Raw genomic sequence first — 21,232 nt, 5'->3', positions numbered from 1 at the left:
AGGTATAGTAAATAGAAGTTAAGATTCGTGTAGCGTAAGAAATAGAGTCTTAATCTTTCGTTACTACTTACTTCTAAGAGCTGCAATGGCAAGCCAGCAAGGCACGTTAGGCAAGTTCCACACCCTCAATCAGCACCCAGAAGCAGGAGGGTTATGCGATCGCGTCCTAGCAACCATGCCTGGTGGTCTTGTCATTCTGGATGCTAGTTCCACCAAGCCTTCTATCGTCTATTGCAATCCCGCTTTTGAGAAGATAACGGGCTATACTTCAGCCGAAGTCATCGGGCGCGACTGCTGCTTTTTGCAAGGTGTCGATACTGACCAGGATGCGATTGAGCAAATTCGCCACGCCTTGCACGTAGCGCAAGAGTGCCGGGTAGCCTTAAAGAATTATCGCAAAGATGGCACGCCTTTTTGGAACGAGCTAATTATTGCTCCGGTATGGGATGCAAGTGGGAAACTGACTCAGTTTCTCGTCTTTCAGACAGATATTACCAAGCGCAAGCTCGCTGAACAACAGCCACAAGCAGCGTTACAACAAAGCGAAACCAGGCTGGGACTTGCCCTGAATGCTGCCAGTATGGGCGTTTGGGAGTGGGAGAAGCAGACGGGTCAGCTAACCTGGTCGGCAAATGCGGAATCTTTATTGGGTTTCCCACCCGGTTCCTTTGGTAGCACTTATGAAGCTTATTTAAAGTGTATTCATCCGGAGGAATGCGATCGCGTGACGGAAGCGATCGCGCAGATTGTGGAAGCATCCCGGACAGAAGACCTGGCAGGTCGTCTCTTTAGCATCGAACATCGTCTGCTTTGCCCGGATGGTGCCGTTCGCTGGGTTGCCGTTACAGGCACCCTATTTTGCGACCAAACCCATACACCGACAAGAGTGGCTGGGACGGTGATGGATATTACAGGTCGCAAGCAGGTAGAAACAGCGTTGTGGCAGCAAGCGACCGGAGAACGCCTGCTCAGAACGATGAATCAGCGCATCCGCCAGTCTCTGAACCTGGAAGAAGTCCTGAAAACGGCTGTATCGCAAGTCCGGCAATTTCTCAACACCGACCGAGTAACGATCTACCGCTTGCATTCAGATGGGTGTGGTGTTGGGGCTGTAGAATCAGTGGGCACAGGTTGGGCGGAGAGTTTGGGAACCCAGATTCACAGCCGATGTTTTGGGGAAAATCACCTTTCTCTCTACCAACAAGGTGAGATTCAAGCAATTGAGAATATCGACACAGCAAATCTCAGTCAGTGTCAGATTGATTGGCTAGCACAGTTTCAGGTAAAAGCCAGTCTGGTCGTCCCCATTGTGCAAAACAAGACGGAAGTGAAAGGACTCTTCCTCAGCCCTCACACCTCAACCAGCCCTGTTCCCTCATCCACTCCTCACTCCTCATCCAACCCTTACTCCTCATCCAACCCTCAATTATGGGGGCTGCTCGTTGCCCAAAACTGCACCGGAACCAGGCAATGGCAGGCATCGGAAGTGGAATTGCTCAAACAGCTTAGTGTGCAGCTAGCGATCGCAATTCAGCAATCGACGCTATTTGAGCAACTGGAAGCCGAACTGGTCGAACGCAAGCAAGCTGAGGAAGCATTACAAAAATCAGAAGCACAATTAAGGAAAAAAACGACCAAACTTAAACAAGCTCTGCATCGGCTGCGGAAAACCCAAACCCAGTTGATCCAAAGCGAAAAAATGTCTAGTTTGGGGCAGTTAGTGGCGGGTGTTGCTCATGAAATTAATAACCCTGTCTCCTTCATTTATGGGAATTTGACCCCGGCTTTGCAGTATGCCCAAGATTTGCTGCATTTGTTAAACCTCTACCAGCAGCACTATCCTCAGCCAGCAGCAGAAATTCAAACAGAAGCCGAGGCAATGGATTGGGAGTTTCTGGTTGAAGATTTCCCAAGACTACTGGATTCTATGCAAATGGGGGCGGAACGCATTCGCCAAATTGTCCTGAGCTTGCGGAATTTCTCCCGTCATGATGAGAGCCAGAAAAAGCCGGTGGATTTGCATGAAGGCATCGACAGTACCCTGTTGATCTTGCAGCATCGATTGAAGCCGCAGGGAGGAAAACCAGGCATTTTGATTGTCAAACAATACGGCGACTTACCCCAGGTCGAGTGCTACGCTGGGCAGATCAATCAGGTCTTTATGAATCTCCTGAGCAACGCCATTGATGCTCTGGAACGGGAAACCGTTCAGGCTTCATGGGTGATGAGTCATGGAGAAGAAAGTTGCGATCGCTCATTCCCCATCACCCCTTCCCCCTTACCGACGATTCGGATTTGCACGACCCTTAACAACAAAAATCAAGTGGTCATCCGGATTGCAGATAATGGTGGCGGCATTCCTGAATCCGTCCAAAAACGCATCTTTGACCCCTTTTTTACGACCAAACCTGTAGGAGAAGGGACTGGGTTGGGGTTGTCTATTAGCTACCAAGTGGTCGTGGAGCGTCATGGAGGTCAATTGAAGTGTCTGTCAACGCCCGGACAAGGGACAGAGTTTATTTTAGAAATTCCGCTACAGCAGTGTTCCGAATCTGCAACACCCCTCCCGATGGCTCCCTCTCAAGTTGCGTAATGAATGGCTAGGGATGCACTGATTCGGTAGCAGATGATCCCAAGCCGGAAATATTAAGAAATAGTAAATAAATATTAGAAAAATTCTAGTGAAAAAATATGGAACTTATCAAGCAGAAACCTATCTCCCAATCCCAGAGGATCGGGACGATGCGATGTGAACGGATTGATAACGCTAAGAAGGGCGGCTGTTTGAGTATGAGTGTATCGCCACAACATTGCCTCAGTTCATTGGGATTAGGTAATGAACAGCTGCTACGCGCCAGCGTTGGAAATGCACCGATTATCTTGTATGCCCTGGATCGCAATGGGATTTTTACGCTTTCTGAAGGCAAGGGGCTAGAGGCTCTCGGATTGAAAGCCGGTGAGGCAATCGGGCAGTCGATCTTTGACCTTTACAAAGACCAGCCTGACATCTTAGCCAATATTCGCAACGTTTTGGCAGGAAAAGAGGCGACCTGGATTACCTCTCTAGGCAATCTAGTGTACGAAAACCGCACGACCCCCTTGAAAAATGAAACAGGTGAAGTGGTTGGTTTAGTGGGTGTGGCGATTGACATTACGGAACGGCAAAAAACCGACGAAAGGTTACGACAACTGGCGGCAGCGGTTGAATTTGCGGAAGATGCGATCGCAATTACTTCCACTCACTTAATGTTTCCCGGTCCAGAAATCGTCTTTGTCAATCGCGCGTTTACGAGAATGACTGGCTACATCCCAGAGGAAGTCATCGGTAAATCACCGAGGATTTTGCAAGGACCAAAAACCGATCGGAGGCTTCTCGACCGACTGCGGCAAACTCTGTCCGAGGGGAAAGTATTTTATGGCGAAGCGATTAACTATCGCAAAGATGGCACGGAGTTTTACAACGAGTGGCACATCGAACCCATCAAAAATGAACAAGATGAGATTACCCATTACCTAGCAATTCAACGGGATATTAGCCAGCGCAAGCAAGTCGAGACGCAATTATTCCATGCAGCTTATCACGATGCTTTGACAGGTTTGCCCAACCGAGCTTTTTTTATGGAGCGGTTGCGACAAACCCTGGAACGGGCGAATCAATGCCAGGACTATTTATTTGCCGTCCTGTTTTTGGATGTCGATCGATTTAAGGTGATTAACGATAGCCTGGGACACGTCGCTGGAGATCAATTGCTGGTAGCGATCGCTAAAATTCTCCAGGCAGCGGTGCGCCCAGAAGATACCGTAGCGCGGTTAAGTGGAGACGAGTTTGCCATCGTGCTAGCAGATTTACCAGACCTAAGCCAAGTCACTCGGATTGCCAATCGATTGCAAAGGGAACTGCGAAAACCATTGCAGATCGAGGGGCAAGAAGTATTCAGCACCGTCAGTATTGGCATTGCTTTGAGTATGCTGGGCTATGACCAGGCAGAAGACATCCTGCGCGATGCCGACATTGCCATGTATCGAGCAAAGACGCTGGGGAGGGCGCGGTATGCGGTGTTTAACAAGACCATGCACCACCAAGCAGTTGCCCGATTGCAGATGGAGACGGATCTGCGACACGTTCTGGAACGCCAAGAGTTACGGCTGCACTATCAGCCGATTGTATCGCTGGCAACGGGTCAAATTTCTGGCTTCGAGGCGTTGGTGCGCTGGCAGCATCCCACACGCGGTTTAGTTTCCCCAGAGCAGTTTATCCCCGTGGCGGAAGAAACGGGGCTGATCCTGCCGATAGGTGAGTGGGTGCTGCGAGAGGCTTGCAGTCAGTTGCAACACTGGCAGTCGGCATTTCCGAACCAACGGGGACTGAAAATGAGCGTCAATTTGTCTGGCAGGCAGTTTTTGCAACCTGATTTAATTGAAAAGATTGACCAGATTTTGCGGAATACAGAGTGCGATCCCTACAGTTTAAAGTTAGAGATTACCGAAAGCGCGATCGCAGACAATGAAGATGCGATCGCGATGCTGGAATATTTGAGAGTCCTTGGCATTGAGCTATCGATTGATGACTTCGGTACCGGCTATTCTTCTTTAAGCCGGTTATTTCATTTTCCGATCAATACTTTGAAGATTGACCGTTCTTTTATTAGCCGGATGGGTATCGGTGGCGAAAGTTTATCGATTGTCCGGGCGATTGTGACCCTGGCGAATAATTTGGGAATGGATGTCACCGCGGAGGGCATCGAAACGGCTCAACAGATGCAACAACTCCGGACGATGGGATGCGAATCTGGGCAAGGATATTTGTTTTCTAAGCCAGTCGATAGCATGGGAGCTGAAACCTTAATCGCCGCATTGTCGTGCTACAATCTCAGCGCCATCTGAGGTCAAGGGATTATTTTATGGTGAATACCTGATGTAAATCAGGATTGAATTCCATCACAAAGAAAGCGATCGCTTTCCTCCACATCTGCATTCGTCCGCAGATAATCCCGTACCCAATTGCAACCATAACTTAACAAATCCAGATGGAGAATTCGCTCCACATTCCACAGATTCAGCGTGTTATCCTCACCGACGGAAGCGACAAACTTTCCGTCAGGACTGTACGCTACTCCCCTAATTGCCGCAGTGTGGCCCCTAAGCGTGGTTAGTTCCGTACCGTCGAGTTTCCACAACTTCACCGTGTTGTCTACACCGCCAGAAGCAATAATTTGACTGTCGGGACTAAACCCCACTCCCCACACTGCTGCTGTGTGACCTGAAAGCGTTCTGAGTAATTTACCGTCAATTGTCCAAAGCTTAACGGTTTTATCTCCACTGCTAGAAGCGATGATATTACCTTGACGGTTAAAAGCAAGTCTCCAAACTGCCGTAGTGTGACCTGGGAAAGTTCTCACTAAACTACCGTCAAGCTTCCACAACTTTACAGTACTGTCTCCTCCGGCGGAGACAACTAACTGACCGTCGGGACTAAATGCTACCTGCCAAACAGGAGTGTGATGTCCGGTCATGGTATGCAATAATGTACCGTCGCGCCGCCAAAGCTTAATTGTGTTATCCAGGCTTCCCGTAGCAATAATTTGAGCGTCTGGACTGAAAGCGACTGTAAAGACGTTAGCTTGATGACCTGTTAAAGTTGCGATCGCTTTCCCATTTCGCTCCCAAATATTCACCTTATCGTCGTTTCTGGTAGCAGCAATTAACTTGCCATCCGCACTGCTAGCAACACCAACACCATAGAGTACCGAGTTTTCTCCAGTGAAAGTCGCCAACAATTTGCCTTCCCGACTCCAAAGTTTAACTGTACCGTCCTCGCTAGAAGTAGCGATCGTAGAACTATCAGCACTGATATCGATTCCCCAAATTGCACCTTTATGGGCAGTAATAGTTGTCTGTAAGGGATTTTTACTTTCCCACAATCTGACGGTATTTTCTGCACCCGCCGAAGCAATAAAGCTGCCGTCGCGACTCCAAGCTACATCCCAAATCGACGCGCTGTGACCGCTGAAGGTAGTCAGTTCTGTGCCGTCAATATTCCAAATTTTGACAGTTTTATCGCGACTTCCAGAGACGATTTTTTGGCCGTCAGGACTAAACGCCACTGAAGATATGACAGCAGTATGACCTACAAGCGTCCTCAGCAAAGTACCGTCAAGCTTCCAAACTTTTATGGTTTTGTCTCCACTTACCGAAACAATTGTTTTACCGTCGGGACTAAACGCCACTGAAGATACGACAGCAGTATGACCTACAAGTGTCCTCAGCAAAGTACCGTCAAGTTTCCAGAGTTTTATTGTTTTATCTCCACTTGTGGATGCAATTATTTCACCATCGGGACTAAATGCGACTGAAGTTAAGGTACTACCACTACCAGTACGAGCTGGAAAAGTTTTTAACAAAGTACCGTCTAACTTCCAGAGTTTCACAGTGTTATCCTGACTTGCAGAGGCAATTATTTGACCGTCAGGACTAAAAGCAACTCCCCACACGGCAAGACTGTTACCCTGAAAATTTTTTAGCAAAGTGCCGTCCAACTTCCAAAGTTTTACAGTACCATCGTCGCTTCCAGAAGCAATTAGCTGACCGTCTGGGCTAAATTTGACTCTGCGAACGATCGCTTGATGACCTGTGAGAGTGGCAATTTCCGTTCCATCTCGTCGCCAAAGTTTAACGGTTTTATCTACGCTTGCCGAGGCAATTAGCTTGCTATCAGGACTGATATCGACTGCCATCACAGCCGCTTGATGCCCGGAAAAACGGTTGTATTCATCTGCTTGATAAACGGCTTGTCTGAGTGCATTTTCAACTGTGCGATCGATACTGGAATCTGCCAATCCTAATCTTTGTAATTTTCGTTTAGCTTTGATGGCTTCTATCAGAGCGTCTAATCCTTGGTTTGAGGCAAACAATCCCTCAGAAGAAGATGCGATCGCTCGAATTTCGCTAATCCTAGCTTGACGTTCGCTTTCTGTTGCACGGCGATACTGAAAATAAGTTATTACTCCTAATCCGCAGGCAATAAAAAATGCCACGCTGACTGCAAACAGCAAGATTTTTTGGCGTTTGGCAGCTTCTTTTTCTTGATTTAATCGTCTTTGTTCTTCTTTTAATCGCGCTTCCACTTCTTTGGTGCGTTCTGCTTCTAGAATCAGTTGGACTTCTTTGCGATCGAGTTCTTGACTGGCAGCGATATATTGATAATCCAAGTCGCTCAAGCTTTTTCCCAGCGCCCACATTTGAGCATCTTTTAAAGCTTGCCCGCGCAACAGCCGCGATGCATCCTTTTGTTTTGAAGCAATCCAAGCATCGAAGGCTTGAGAGTAAGGGCGCAGTTGCTCTAATTGTTTCTCTACCCATTTGAGATTAAATACTTCTTGATAAATTCGGTTTTTTACCTGCAAGTAACCTTCGTGTTTTACGACTAAACCCGATAGCAGTAATTCGATTTGTTCTTGGCTGTCATCGGCTGGTAATTTCCTGCCTTGCAGGATTTGCTGATAAATTCCGAGCAATCGTCCCGCTTTTCGTTCGTTTCGTAAGAGGCGATCGCGTATTGTCTTTAAATGCTCTGGTTCATCTTGGCTTTCCCATTTGTGAATGATGCGTGTCTTCACCAGGTTTTCTACCCAAAACGCTTCATTTCCTGGGGGAATGGTCAGAACGCTGTTCATCGTCTCAGACTCGCTCAATCGCGTGTCAACAAGATTCCCGACCAAGTTACACAACTTTTGAGTGAGAAAGGGTTGCCCTCCACTCCAGGCTAATATTTCTTTTAAAACGGTTTGCGAGTTTCCTTTTTTTACCTCTAATCCTTTCACCAATGGCTGAGCTTCGTGCAGTCGAATGCCAGTTAGTTCTATCGCTTTCCCAATATTAAAGGGGGTACGATTTCTATCGACAATTAGATCGCTTGGGGTTGCTACACCAAAAATTGCAAAAGTAATCCGTCTGTATTCTGGATTGATGGCTCGTTGGTTGTAGCAGAACCGAATCCAGGCAAAAAAGTCATCGACCGGAAAATCCAAACTTAAAATGCTATCAACTTCATCAATAAAGATAAATAGTCTTTCATTCGGAAATTGAACCAATAACAAATCGGCAAGAAATCGGCTCAACCTTTGGAGTAGGGAGATATCTTCTTGCTCTCGCCACCAAGCTTTCAAATTAAGTTTTTCTAACAAGTTAAAACCCGACCACAGATCGGCAACAATTCCCTTGTACCACTGAGTCGGCGTAATAATTTCACTGCCGATATTAGTCATATCTACAGCAGTACATTTAAACCCTTCTTGTTGCAAGCGATGGCGCGTTCTCACCAGCAGAGAAGATTTACCCATTTGCCGGGAATTGAGGACGTAGCAAAACTCACCCTGTTTTAAGGCGTCGTAGAGTTGGGTATCCGCAATTCGCTCTACATAGCTGGGTGCTTTGCTAGTTAAACTACCGCCGACTTGATATTTCATTGATTAGTATTTTTGGGCTTATATTAGCATTCCTTTTTCTCTCCTAACTGGGAGCGAAAATAGAGACGATATAGCTGGCAGCTAGGACTTGCCCGATCCCCATCCATCTGAATCAATCCCATGCTTTCTAGCTTATAGGCAGCGATCGCTTCTAATTGCACCCTCTTGTCAGCAGTCACAACCTGTTGCAAAGCTGATGCTAATTGTGGTTCATCTTGAAGCATTGCCAAATGACCCCGTAGATGATCGCTGTAAATCCCAGACGGTGTAGGAGCCACTTGCAATAACGCCTCTAATGTCATCGCTCCTCGACGCAGGTGATAAAGTGCTACGCTTACCAAATAGGGATGTCCGCCCATCATTTCCATCAGGAGAGATGCATAAGCTTTGCGGTATGTTAACGCAGGGGAAAGAGTCTCTACATTATCGCTCCAATCAAGTCCATAACGCTGTGCCAAATCTTGCACCTGTTCGCTTGAAAACTGTGGCAACCTAATGGATACCCCAACATTGAAAGGAGATTGATTCAGCTTTAGCGGAATATAAATTTCTGTAGTATGAACAACCAAAATTCTGAGCTTTTGCCAAACGTCAACTGCCCGTGCTTGTTCGTGCCAAAATCGCAGCATTGGCAGAAAATCTAGGGCTATTTTGGGATGCTCAAAAACTCGATTTACTTCATTTAAAGCTAAAACTAAGGGGCTGTTAATCTTCTTGAATAGATAACCTTCAAAATATATTTTGCAGCTAACCTTACTGCCCATATCTTCATCCCAAAACTCGTCCAATCGGGGTTTGAGATCCAACTGTCTGCTGACATTGGCACAAAACCAACGGAGGAATTTGTCGAGGGAGGTAAAAATAGCTTCGTCGGTTTCCTGAAAATCCAAGGAGACAGTTTTGTAACCAACATCTGTAGCGCGAGCCAGAATCCGGATCAGGAGCGAACTTTTCCCCATCTGCTTGGGTGCTTTGATGCGGAGTAGGCATCCAGGCTGGGTAATCTCAGTGTAAGCGAGTTCTTCAATCGGGGGACGATTGATATAGAGAGGAGAATCTAGCGGTACAGGCCCCCCTGGAAATTTCTGCTCGGTCTCTGTTTCAGAGGCTAGAATATTATCTGAAAAATTATGTTCTATTTCTGTGTCTGTTGGCAACTCTTGCACTCTATTTTGCTGTTCACCAGTCGAGTTTTGCTGGTGCAGGTTGACAAGTAAATGCAAATTTTTTTTCGTTACTCTCTGCCTGAGTACTGCTGAGAGAGCCTGCCACAACTGGGAGCCAACTTCTTTGAGGTGGGGGATACTGTAAGCAGAATCCTGTGCCATTTCACGATAATCGTCTCCCAACCAAGAGCGACGCAGAATTAATTGCTCAATAGGGGTGAGTTGCCGAGAAAGCAGAACTTTTTCTACGGCTTCCAGAACTTCATCTACATTCATGCGATGACATCATTTGACGTAGAATTGCATCTAGCAAGTTGTGTTCAGAATCGTCGGTTCCTAAAACCGAAAAATTCTATTTTAATATTCTTACTTTTTTCCAATAAAAATAGATAATTTTTGTGGTTATCACTTGTAAAATGAAGTGAAAATATGACGGTTTCTGTACCCGCATTCGCTGGATCTTCCTGTAGTCAAGATGTTGGGTGCAGGAATTAGGGCGTCTTTACTTAAGAATTAGGTAGCAAACCAAACAAGCATGGCAAAAGCATTCTAGCCTCTTGTAAAAGTAATAATACCGCTCCTGCACGGGGCTAACCGACGAATTGGCAAGGGTTTCAAGAGGGTGGTCAGTCAAGCAACCTCAGTCAAGCAGCCTCACTCGCCTTGTCTACCTGATGTTCTAGTTCTGAAACTACCCGTTCTAATTCATCAATCAGCGGTGATGAACCGGCTTGGCGAAATGCGTCAACCAAAGAGCGATAATACCAAAGCGTTCCTTGTTTGCCTGCTTGGAAGCGTTCCCAAACTGCCTCGCCCACAATGTGATAATCAGTCAAAATCGAGCGAGCATTGTGGAGTTTATCGGCTGCGGAGACAAGACGCACTGAGGTTGAAGCAGTCGGAATGTGGGCAAGATAAGCTTCTTTGCGTTGCTGCCAAGGGGGTTTAGGTGTTGTGTCAGCATCGGTACAACCGTTGACAATTTCCGTCACCGTATCTCCAAACCGACGGCGAATTTCTTCTCGTGTCGCGGCACCGCCTTGGTCTTCGATGGCATCATGGAGTAGGGCAGCGATCGCTTCATCTTCATTCGCCCCATGCTCTAAAGCAATACTGGTGACGCCGAGTAAATGGGAAATATAGGGAACACCCGAACCCTTGCGAATTTGGTTCGCGTGCAAGGTGGTGGCAAAGGTGAGGGCATCGATAAAGCGTTGTGAAAGAATCATGTAAATTTTGGGTAATGGGTAATGGGTAACGAGCAATCGTTTTTAGTTCTTGGTTTTTAGCTACTGAACGAATGACGCATGACCCATTACGAATTCTCAACGACTCATCTTTAGTGTAAGCCTGCCTCCCAAATGCCAATATAAACGCGATCGCGTCTATCTCGCTCAATCACTCCCCGAAGAGACTCTAGCGAAAAAAAGAATTTGGGAGCCTGACGCTGCTGCACCTGTTGCAAACCCTGCTTGATGGTGTCGTTGAGCTTGCAACCCAACATACTATCCAGTGTCACCAGCATTATCTCGGTATTCACCCATTGGGCAAAAGATGCTTCGGTTTGACGGATGCGTCCAGACGTTTTATCAAATAAAAAACCTAGGCTCACCTGATCGGGTATTAATTGATAGGATATTGCACGAGTATTCGGCCAGTAGCCTCTCGTCGTTACGGTGGGACTACCGAGGATTCCTTGGACAACGTTCTTATGTACCCCTGGTTGAAAGCCGGGAATACCAACACCGAGAGGAAGATCCTGACAAAGATCGGCAGTAAAATCCTCTAGAGTCGGCTCCGGAAGCAATTCGGGTGGTATTTGTTCTAAACTTCGTGAAGGTAAATAAGGCTGAGCGCTGAGAAAAAGGTTGGCTGGTACTACCAGTGGTTTCGGCAAGCCCTGAGGAAAAACTAATGCCTGTGCTGGTTTGGCAAACACTAAACCAGCAAAAATCAAGCCACTCATCAATATCATTCGGTGAGACCGTTTCACCATGTCCTTAGATTTTTTTTTGCATTAGGTATTTACTCATAAAAAGCCGCTCTTTCATCCCACAATAGGGTCAAAGAACAAAAATTGGCAGCCTTACCTTCTCAGTCTTACCTGGATCTGACGCCAAAATGATCGCTCTAGGTTCCCAATGGTCTAGAGGATGCGCTGATCTAAATTATCGTTTTTCCAGGCGTCAGCGTCCAAAAACGACGGAAGAGTCTATCTGGTTGCAATGAGGATCAGTATGCGATCGCATCCCGCTCCTGACAATTTCAAGATTCCGCTATCAGAGCTATCCGTGGCTCATCACTTTTGACAAGCTTTCCGCAAGCGATCGCGCCAATTATGATGATCTTTTAACCTGTCTGCTTGCGCCTTCCGGAATCGCTCTCGCCACTCATCGCTATCTTTTAACTTATTTTCTTGGGCTTCACGCAATCGCTCCTGCAATTGGACAAGAGGACTAGCATTAGCATTTCTGGCTGGGATTCCCAACAATGCCAGCCATTCCTGCACTGACTGAGGGCGATCTTCGGGTTTTAAAGCCATCCCTTTAACAATCGCGTAATTTGCGCGATCGCCGAGGAGCGAATTAATCTGTTTGGGTGGTGTGAGTTCCATCCCATACGCTCTCATCGGTGAAGGCGTAGGTACTTGGGCAGTTAATAAGGTATAAAGCGTCGCGGCTAAAGAATAAACATCCGTGTAAGCGCCACGTTTTGAGCGCCAGTCATACTGCTCAATCGGTGCAAAGCCGCTAGAGCAAAATTCTGTCTGCGTTTGGGTGATATCTGGGGTAAACTCGCGGGCAATGCCAAAGTCAACTAACACCGCTTCAAAGACGCCCTCCATCTCAGAAGTGACAACATCAGCATTTTTACAAGAGCGCAGCATGATGTTGAGTGGCTTAACATCCCGATGCAGTAAACCATTGTTGTGAACCAGCGTCAGGGCGTCACCTATCTGCTGAATATAGCGGAATGCCTCCGTTTCGGGCATTGCCCCTTTCTGCCAAACTCGATGGGCTAGACTTTCTCCAGCAATATATTCCATCACAATGCACCACAGCCCATCCTCTTGAATGACCTCATCAATTTTCACGATATGAGGATGATTGAATTTGGCTAACCGCACCGCTTCATTCAGGAAATCCTGCTGAAATTTTCCGAAGTCGTGTTGGCGTTGCAGAAACTGGTTGAGGGTTTTGATGACAAGCAAATTGCCTTTTTTGTTTTTAACCAAATAGGCGATTCCAAAACCACCCTGCCCTAGCACTTTTTCAATGGTGTACTTGCCGTTTTGCAACTTCTGCCCAGGATTCCAAGCCATTATTTCTGACTCCCTTGCGCTTGTATCGATTTTGGCGCGGTCTGAAGATGTATTAAATTTAACTTGGTACAAGTGTACTATACCAAAGGGACAAATACAAGCGATCGCGCTTTAGCCCAAGCAACCAGCAATCTTCACGAGGGTGAGACTCTACTGTGAAGCTCGGTAGTTGAGAACTGCGATAAATGACAGTTTAATTGGCAAAATACGCAGTCGAATTGTCTAACTCCTCGGTTGACATCTGACTGTTCAATGGCAGCAGCACAGTAAAAGTAGTGCCTACCCCAACTTCACTACTGACGGAAATCTGACCGCCGTGCAAATCCACGAATTTTTTGACAATTGATAATCCCAGCCCTGTACCGGGAATCTTGCCAACATTTTTGGCTCGATGAAACACTTCAAACAGTCGTTCTTGGTCGGTTGGAGGAATGCCAATTCCTTCATCTTTAATTTGAATCGTTGCCTGCCCATTTTGACAAGAAAGTTCAAGCTGGACAGTACCCCCTTGCGGTGAATACTTAATTGCATTCGAGACCAAATTTGTCAGAATATGCCATAGAAGTTTTTGATCCATGCATACCTGGCTACATTTACATTTACTGACAAAGATGAGCGTGTGTTCCTTTCCAGTCGTAAACTGAATTTCCTCCATCAAATCGTGGCAAAATTGTCTTAACTCAAAAGGCTCTGCATTAATCTCTAATTCCCCAATTTCTGCTCGACTAATTGTCAAAACATCCTCTAATAACTGTGTCATGTGTTTGGCAGCCAAGCGAATGCGATCGAAGTATGAATTTTTTTGCTCTTCAGTCGCCTTATAGTTGTAATGTTCAAGGAGTTCGGCAGACATGAGAATTGTGTTGAGGGGATTGCGAAACTCATGAGCCATCATTGAAACGAAGTAAAATTTCCCTTCGTTTAGTTCTTTTTCTTTTTCCAAAGCAATGCGAACTTCTTCTACCCGCTTCCGTTCCGTAATGTCTCGGCAGTTGACAACTACCCTAGCGATTCCTGACTGGGGAATAAAATTTTTGCAAATTGCTTCTAATATTTGCCAAGAGCCATTTTGATGTAGAAATTTAAATTCTATAGATAGGGTAATATCTGGTTTCTTAACTGCTTGATTGAGAGTATTAATAACCTCTGCTACATCTTCAGGATGAATAAAATTATAGAAATTTTTGCTAATTAACTCTTCCGACTTGTAACCTAAAACCTTCTCAACGGATGGGCTATTGTAATAGACAGTGCCGTCAGTATCTAGAACGGCGATGATGTCTAATGCATTTTCGATGAGTAAGCGAAAGTTTTCCTCATTCTCACGTAAAGCTTGTTCTGCCTCGCGTCGTTTGCGCCGCTCAACTGCTTCGCGCAACTCGCGTTCAACTGCGGGAATTAATCGCGCCAGCTTGCCTTTCATCAGGTAGTCAGACGCTCCAGCTTTCATCATCGCGACTGCAACATCCTCGCCAATGTTGCCGGAAACAATAATGAAGGGCAAATCTAGCCCTTTATCCTTCAACAAAGTTAAAGCAGCGGGAGCGCTAAAATTGGGCATTGAGTAGTCTGCTATGACAATATCCCAATGTTGTTTATCCAGCGCTGCATTCATGGCAACGGCTGTATCTACCCGCTCGTAAACTGGCTCATAACCACCGCACTCTAGGGCGTTGAGCAGTAATTCAGCATCATCTTCTAAATCTTCAACGATGAGAACTCGCAGCGGTTGATTCATCCTATTCCTAGCAGCGGTGGGGCTTCATTTAAAAGCAGCCAATACATTCCCAACTGCCTTACTGCTGTCATAAATTGTACATAATCTACAGGTTTGCGGATGTAACTGTTACAACCAAAGCTGTAACCCTTGAGGAGGTCTTGCTTCTCTGTTGATGTCGTGAGAATGACGACTGGCAAGAGTTTTGTCAGTTCGTTGGCACGCAGTCGTTGCAACACTTCTAAACCATCGATTTTGGGCATCTTTATATCCAGTAGAACGACTGCTGGTAGGTTGTAGATGTCCCTGTCAGCGTACTTACCCGTACCAAACAGATAATCCAGTGCCTCTACTCCATCGCGGGCTACCACAATATTGTAGGAAATACCGCTTTCATCTAAAGCCAGTAAAGTAAGCTCTTCATCATCAGGATTATCTTCTACCAATAGGATGTGTCGGTTATTCAATTTATTTTCCGTTTAGAAGTAAGTTTAAATTCTGCCCACCCTAGAGCGTGAAATAGAAAGTTGCGCCTTGTTCTACTGCGCCTTCAGCCCATACTCGACCACCGTGGCGGTGAACGATCCGCTGAACAGTTGCCAGCCCGATGCCAGTTCCAGGGAACTCAGTCATTGAGTGTAGGCGCTGAAAGGCTCCAAATAATTTGTTGGCGTAAGCCATGTCAAAGCCAGCACCATTGTCACTCACAAAATAGGCAGTTTGAGAGTCTGTCTGTAGTATGATGCCAAATTCAATACAAGCATATAAGCGATTTGACGTAAATTTCCAGGCGTTATGAAGGAGGTTTTCTAGAATAATTCGTAAAAGCCGCGCATCGCCCTGTGCAACGATGCCGGGAGCGATCGCAAATTCAACCTGCCGTTCCGGTTGCGTCTGTCTTAGCTCAATGGCAATCTGAGAAGCGATCGCGCTTAAGTCAACTTCCGTCCTCCGCATCTCGGTACGTGTCACCCGCGAAAGCTCTAGCAGGTCATCAATGAGTTCTCCCATGCGCTGGCTGCCTGCACGAATCCGATTCAGATAGTGTTTGCCTTTCTCATCCAGCGTGTCAGCATAGCGCTCCAAAAGCGCCTGACTAAAGCCATCAACACTCCGCAGCGGCGCACGTAAATCGTGGGACACAGAATAAGAAAAAGCTTCTAGTTCCCGATTGGCGACTTCGAGTTGTGCAGTCCGTTCGACCACCCGGCGTTCCAAGTCTTGATTGAGTTGTAGAATTTCCTGCCGGAATCGTTTGCGATCGCTAATGTCTTCCACAATGGCAATAAAGTACCTAGGTTCACCTGCATCATCACGAACAACCGATCCGGTCAGATTAATCCAGATTTGGGAGGTGTCTTTGCAGATGTAGCGCTTTTCCATTGAGTAGGTTGAAATCTCGCCAGCCAACATTCGACCGACGTATTCAAGGTCAGTATTGAGGTCATCAGGGTGAGTAATCTCTTGAAAAGTTCGCTCTAAAAGTTCCTCGCGGGTGTAACCAGTAATGTCGCAAAGCTTTTGGTTCACCAGTCGCCATCGTCCATTCATCTCTACCTGTGCAATACCGACAGCAGCTTGATTGAAAGTGGCACGGAATCGTTGTTCGCTATTTCGCAACGCTTCCTCCACCTGCTTCAGTCCAGTGATGTCTCGCGAGATACTGAGAACAGAATTGATTAAACCGTCTTTCGTAAGTTCCGCTACGAGGCGAGATTGATAATATTTCAGCCCATTCGGTGTCGAAAACTGAAATTCAACAACACTCTGTTGACCCGTTTCAATAACTTGGCGAATAACGCTTTCCCAATGGCAAACGAGATCCTCAGACATCCCTAATTCTCGATTCGTTTTGCCGATAAATACCTCAGGCGGTGCTCCTGTTGCCACTTCTATTGCTGAATTGACATAGGTATGACGTAAATCTCGATCAAATCGGGCAATGATATCTGGAGTATTTTCAACTAGCGCTTTGAGTTCTTGTTCTCGCTGGTGTAGCGCTGCTTGCGCTTGTTTTCGCTCAGCAATTTCAGCTTCTAACGATGCGTTGATAGTAGTTAATTCTGCCGTTCTTTCCCGAACCCGAATTTCTAGTTCATCATAAGCTCGCTGCAATGCTTCTTCAGCAGTTTTGCGCTCGGTAATTTCCCGACCTTCGGGAATCAATAGCACGACTTGTCCTGTCTCGTCTTTCACAGGTTTGAGCGAGGCATCAACAAACATTGTGCCTTGAGGAGTGGGCAGATTCCCTTCAAAACGAACAAAGTTACCGTTTGCTGCTTCGGTAATCGCTGCTTTCCACTGATTCAGGAATTCGGTCGGTAGGTTCCAAACTTCATCCCAAAATGGACGACCAACTATATCCGCCGCCTGAATTCCAACGAACTCTAGCGCTGTCTGATTAATCTCTAAGACAGTGCCATCCGGTTTCAGTAATCCAATGAATTGAAATGTTTGGTTAAAAATGGCGCGGAACCGTCTTTCACTTTCGCGTAGCGCTTCCTCCACTTGCTGACGCTCTAGTATTTCGTTTCTCAGCGCCAGGTTTACCGCTTCTAATTCTTCTGGACTAGGGAGAACCAGCGCTTTAGGGATCAATTCTGACAGCAGCACCGCCGTACCGAGGGAGACAATTGCAGTAAAAGCTTTGATCCATCCGGCTAGCCAGTAAGTAGGATGCCACAGCGTCCAGATTTCCATTAGATGAGTGGTGCCACAGGCGATGATAAAGCTGCCAAACATCAGAAAAATCCAGTTAAAAGGCACATCTCGTCTTTTGTAGACGAAATAGACCAGCATGAATGGAATTGAATAATATGCCAGCGCAATCAAAGCATCTGAAGCAACATGAAGCCAAACTAAATCTGGCTTCCAAAGATAGCAGTGTCCGTGGGGAATAAACCCTCCTGAAGTTAAAAGGGTTCTTAAAAAATTTGGCATGAAGTCTCCCTCATGTTGTTGTTGGTGATAATCTTTGCCTCGCCAATTCTTATCTTTAGTTAGGCTAAGGGCGATCGCGTTTCTGGACAGTGATTCGTTTCACACGGCTACCGCAATCATTGCGCCGCTTAGCGTCTGTTATGTCTGTGCCTTACGAAAGGCTAAAAAGAAAGCTGAAAAGAATGTAAGGCTTTGCCCCTCCCATCGTCCGAAGGGTAGGGTTGGATGCATGAAACTAGCGCCATGTTTCGGGCGATTAGGCTAGAATTGTTAAGGCTTCTTTACAGCATTCATGTTAAATCCCAAATTCTGTTAATGAAGCCAAGAGACATCTATTTCAATCTCAACACCCTCTCTGGCACGCTTCTATGACGCTCCCTATTCGTAACGTCGCAATCATTGCCCACGTCGATCACGGCAAAACAACCCTCGTTGATGCCCTCCTCCGGCAATCTGGCATCTTCCGCGAAGGCGAAGACGTTCCTGATTGCGTCATGGATTCCAATGCCCTAGAGCGGGAACGAGGCATCACAATTTTGGCGAAAAATACCGCCGTCAGATATAAAGAAACCCTGATCAATATTATTGATACCCCCGGACACGCCGATTTTGGTGGTGAAGTCGAGCGGGTGTTAGGCATGGTGGATGGCTGTATCTTGATTGTAGATGCCAATGAAGGCCCCATGCCCCAAACGCGATTTGTGCTGAAAAAAGCCCTGGAGAAGGGATTGCGCCCAATCGTTGTTGTGAATAAAATCGACCGTCCTCAAGCTGATCCCCACGGCGCAATTGATAAAGTCTTGGATCTGTTTTTGGAACTAGGCGCAGATGACGATCAGTGCGATTTCCCTTATCTGTTTGCCTCTGGTATCAACGGTTATGCCAAAAATGACCTGGAATCCGACAACATGGATATGCAGCCCATGTTTGAGGCAATTCTGCACCATGTCGCGCCACCTGTAGGCGATCCGAATAAGCCTTTACAACTGCAAGTGACAACCCTGGATTATTCTGAATATCTGGGTCGGATTGTGATTGGCAAAATCCATAACGGCACAATCCGGATGGGGCAACAAGTGGCTTTGGTGACGGAAACCAGCGCCATTGTGAAAGGCAAAATCTCCAAGTTGATGGGTTTTGAAGGCTTAAAGCGGATTGATTTGGCAGAAGCCTCTGCGGGAAATATTGTGGCGGTGGCTGGTTTTGCCGATGCGAATATTGGCGAAACAATTACTTGTCCGAACGAACCGCAAGCTTTGCCGCTGATTAAGGTGGATGAACCTACCTTGCAAATGACCTTCTCGGTGAACGATTCGCCCTTTGCTGGACAGGAAGGGACGATGGTGACATCACGGCAAGTACGCGATCGCCTGTTGCGCGAACTTGAAACGAACGTCGCCCTGCGTGTCGAAGATACCGACTCTCCCGATAAATTACTGGTTTCCGGTCGAGGCGAACTTCACCTCGGCATCTTGATTGAAACCATGCGCCGGGAAGGCTATGAATTTCAAGTTTCCCAGCCGCAAGTGATTTTCCGCGAAGTCAGCGGTCAACCGTGCGAACCTTACGAATGCTTGGTGCTGGATGTCCCGCAAGAAGCCAGCGGTGGCTGTATCGAGCGTTTGGGGCAGCGCAAGGGCGAAATGCAAGATATGCAGATGAGTGCCACTGGTCGCACTCAGCTAGAATTTGTAATTCCCGCCCGTGGTTTAATCGGCTTCCGGGGTGAATTCATGCGCCTCACCCGTGGCGAAGGGATTATGAACCACAGCTTCCTAGACTATCGCCCCATCAGCAGCGATATGGAAACTCGCCGCAACGGTGTTTTAATTTCGTTTGAGGAAGGGGTTGCTACCTTCTACGCGATGAAGAATGCCGAGGATCGGGGTGCATTCTTTATCACTCCGGGCACCAAAGTTTACAAAGGCATGATTGTCGGGGAACACAACCGTTCTCAAGATTTGGAACTTAATGTCTGCAAGGCGAAGCAGCTGACGAACCACCGTGCTTCTGGCGGTGATGAATTAGTGCAGTTGCAAGCGCCAATCGATATGAGTTTGGAGCGTGCTTTGGAATACATTGGTTCAGATGAATTGGTGGAAGTCACTCCTAAATCAATTCGTCTGCGGAAGATGACAAAGAAGTTGGCGAAGCGGTAAATTATTCGACAACAGTAGCCCCAAGCTTCAGCCTGGGGCTACAAGAAAAAAGCCCGCAACGGCGGGCTTTTTTCTTAGAGCGATCGCCCTAGCTTTTGTGTAAAACTCAGCTTACATCCAAGTACGAGCTGCGTTAGAAGCGTCAATTCCGCCAGTGCGGATACGGCGATCTAGATCGTTGGGATCTGGGGAAGCACTTAATGCCGCTTCTAGGGTAATCCGACCCTCTAGCATTTGGTCGTAAAGCGCCTGATTCATCACCTGCATTCCGTCAAACGAGTCATCTTGCATCAACCGATAAGCTTCCTCATCTTCACCCTTGAGCAAGTAATCCTGCATCGCCGGGGTATTGATCAAGATGTCGTGGACTGCTGTGCGACGACTATCCGTGGTTGGCAGCAGCAGTTGTGCAATCACAGCCACCAAAGAATCGGTAATCTGAATTCGCATCGCTGGCTGTTCATCGGCGTTGTACAAGTTCAACAAACGGTTAACCGCGTTGATAGCATTGCGAGTGTGCAGAGTACCTAAGACTAAGTGACCTGTTTGGGCAGCTTGCAGAGCGGTATTAACGGTAATGCGATCGCGCATTTCCCCAATCAGAATCACGTCTGGATCTTCCCGCAGAACTGACCGCAGTGCCCCGTGAAACTCATTGGTATGTAAACCCACTTCCCGTTGACTAACCAAGCACTTTTGGGAAGGGTGGACAAATTCAATCGGGTCTTCAATTGTGACAATATGCTTATTCGTCGTCTCATTCAGATGACGAATCATCGCCGCTAAGGAAGTCGATTTACCAGATCCCGTGGGACCTGTCACCAGAATCAATCCTTGCGGTTTGCTCACAATATCCTTGAGGATTTGCGGTAAGCCTAAACTATCAATAGAAGGGATCTCCAGGCTGATCAACCGTAGAACCATCGCTCCGCCCATCAGGGATTCAAAACAATTCACCCGACAACGCACGAAACCTGGATAGAAAATTGCCGTATCCAGTTCCTTGGTTTCTGCAAACTGTTTTCGCTGAGCAGGAGTCAGGATCTCGGCAAGGTTTTGCTCAAACATTTCTGGTGTCACTTTGAGCTGACCCTCAGCCTCTACCATCTGGCCTCGAATCCGATATCTAGGAACTTGCCCGACTCGAATATGGATGTCAGAGGCCTTTTGAGCATAGGCATCTTTTACCATCTGTTTAATGGAAGTTGCGCTGCTAACCTCTGGGGGTCTCCCAGGCTGCATCTGCGGAGGAATCGGTGGTGGCGGTAGTGGTGGTGGCATGCGTGAAGGAGCGTGTGCGCGAGTCGCTTCAGCATCATTGGCTTTGGTCATTTTTTTGTTTCCCCTGGGTACTCACTGGGTCTGGCAGCATCGGTAAAACCACAGTTTAATTGATCTTGCCTTTAAAAATTTTCTTTAAGTCAACCGTGAATGTCCTTAATTCTAAAAAATTCCCAGACAGG

Annotated in this window: 12 protein-coding genes; 3 read left to right on the top strand and 9 right to left on the bottom strand. The window is 46.9% G+C overall.

Annotated features, from left to right (window positions below; translation table 11 throughout):
• Positions 1-85: 85 nt before the first annotated feature.
• Complete coding sequence (locus tag H6H02_RS18100) at positions 86-2,593, top strand: PAS domain S-box protein (protein WP_190820265.1); 2,508 nt, start codon at positions 86-88, stop codon at positions 2,591-2,593.
• Between the two features lie 149 nt (positions 2,594-2,742).
• Positions 2,743-4,884: an EAL domain-containing protein gene (locus H6H02_RS18095; protein WP_190820263.1), complete on the top strand. Its 2,142-nt coding sequence runs from the start codon at positions 2,743-2,745 to the stop codon at positions 4,882-4,884.
• A gap of 38 nt (positions 4,885-4,922) precedes the next feature.
• Here H6H02_RS18095 and H6H02_RS18090 read toward each other — a convergent pair whose 3' ends face one another.
• The 8 genes from H6H02_RS18090 to H6H02_RS18055 all read right to left on the bottom strand — a co-directional run bounded on the left by H6H02_RS18090 (position 4,923) and on the right by H6H02_RS18055 (position 17,610).
• On the bottom strand, positions 4,923-8,465 hold the full coding sequence (locus tag H6H02_RS18090; protein WP_190820261.1) for an AAA-like domain-containing protein: 3,543 nt from the start codon (positions 8,463-8,465) through the stop codon (positions 4,923-4,925).
• Positions 8,466-8,488: 23 nt separating this feature from the next.
• Positions 8,489-9,907, bottom strand: coding sequence for an AAA-like domain-containing protein (locus tag H6H02_RS18085; RefSeq protein WP_190820259.1), 1,419 nt, complete (start codon positions 9,905-9,907; stop codon positions 8,489-8,491).
• Positions 9,908-10,275: 368 nt separating this feature from the next.
• A complete protein-coding gene (locus H6H02_RS18080; RefSeq protein ID WP_190820257.1) occupies positions 10,276-10,860 on the bottom strand; it encodes an HD domain-containing protein in 585 nt (194 codons plus the stop codon).
• A 110-nt stretch (positions 10,861-10,970) separates the two neighbouring features.
• Positions 10,971-11,627: a hypothetical protein gene (locus H6H02_RS18075; RefSeq protein ID WP_242040766.1), complete on the bottom strand. Its 657-nt coding sequence runs from the start codon at positions 11,625-11,627 to the stop codon at positions 10,971-10,973.
• A gap of 303 nt (positions 11,628-11,930) precedes the next feature.
• Positions 11,931-12,953: a serine/threonine-protein kinase gene (locus tag H6H02_RS18070; protein WP_190820255.1), complete on the bottom strand. Its 1,023-nt coding sequence runs from the start codon at positions 12,951-12,953 to the stop codon at positions 11,931-11,933.
• A 193-nt stretch (positions 12,954-13,146) separates the two neighbouring features.
• The gene (locus H6H02_RS18065) at positions 13,147-14,691 is read right to left on the bottom strand and encodes an ATP-binding protein (RefSeq protein WP_190820253.1); all 1,545 of its coding nucleotides are present in this window, start codon (positions 14,689-14,691) and stop codon (positions 13,147-13,149) included.
• Entirely contained in the window at positions 14,688-15,137 is a 450-nt protein-coding gene (locus tag H6H02_RS18060) for a response regulator (RefSeq protein ID WP_190820251.1), read from the bottom strand. Before H6H02_RS18060 ends, H6H02_RS18065 begins: the two co-directional genes overlap by 4 nt.
• A 40-nt stretch (positions 15,138-15,177) precedes the next feature.
• Positions 15,178-17,610, bottom strand: coding sequence for a PAS domain S-box protein (locus tag H6H02_RS18055; protein WP_190820248.1), 2,433 nt, complete (start codon positions 17,608-17,610; stop codon positions 15,178-15,180).
• Between the two features lie 368 nt (positions 17,611-17,978).
• On the opposite strand from H6H02_RS18055, the gene typA reads away from it, so the two are divergent.
• Positions 17,979-19,769 carry a translational GTPase TypA gene (gene typA, locus H6H02_RS18050; protein WP_190820247.1) on the top strand — a complete coding sequence of 597 codons (1,791 nt, stop codon included), beginning with the start codon at positions 17,979-17,981 and terminating at the stop codon, positions 19,767-19,769.
• Between the two features lie 111 nt (positions 19,770-19,880).
• Here typA and H6H02_RS18045 read toward each other — a convergent pair whose 3' ends face one another.
• On the bottom strand, positions 19,881-21,101 hold the full coding sequence (locus tag H6H02_RS18045) for a type IV pilus twitching motility protein PilT (RefSeq protein WP_190820245.1): 1,221 nt from the start codon (positions 21,099-21,101) through the stop codon (positions 19,881-19,883).
• Positions 21,102-21,232 lie beyond the last annotated feature (131 nt).

The sequence above is a fragment of the Coleofasciculus sp. FACHB-1120 genome (assembly GCF_014698845.1).
Classification (GTDB): domain Bacteria; phylum Cyanobacteriota; class Cyanobacteriia; order Cyanobacteriales; family FACHB-T130; genus FACHB-T130.
Note: the sequence above shows the minus strand (reverse complement) of the source record. Positions and strands in the feature narration are given on the sequence as shown.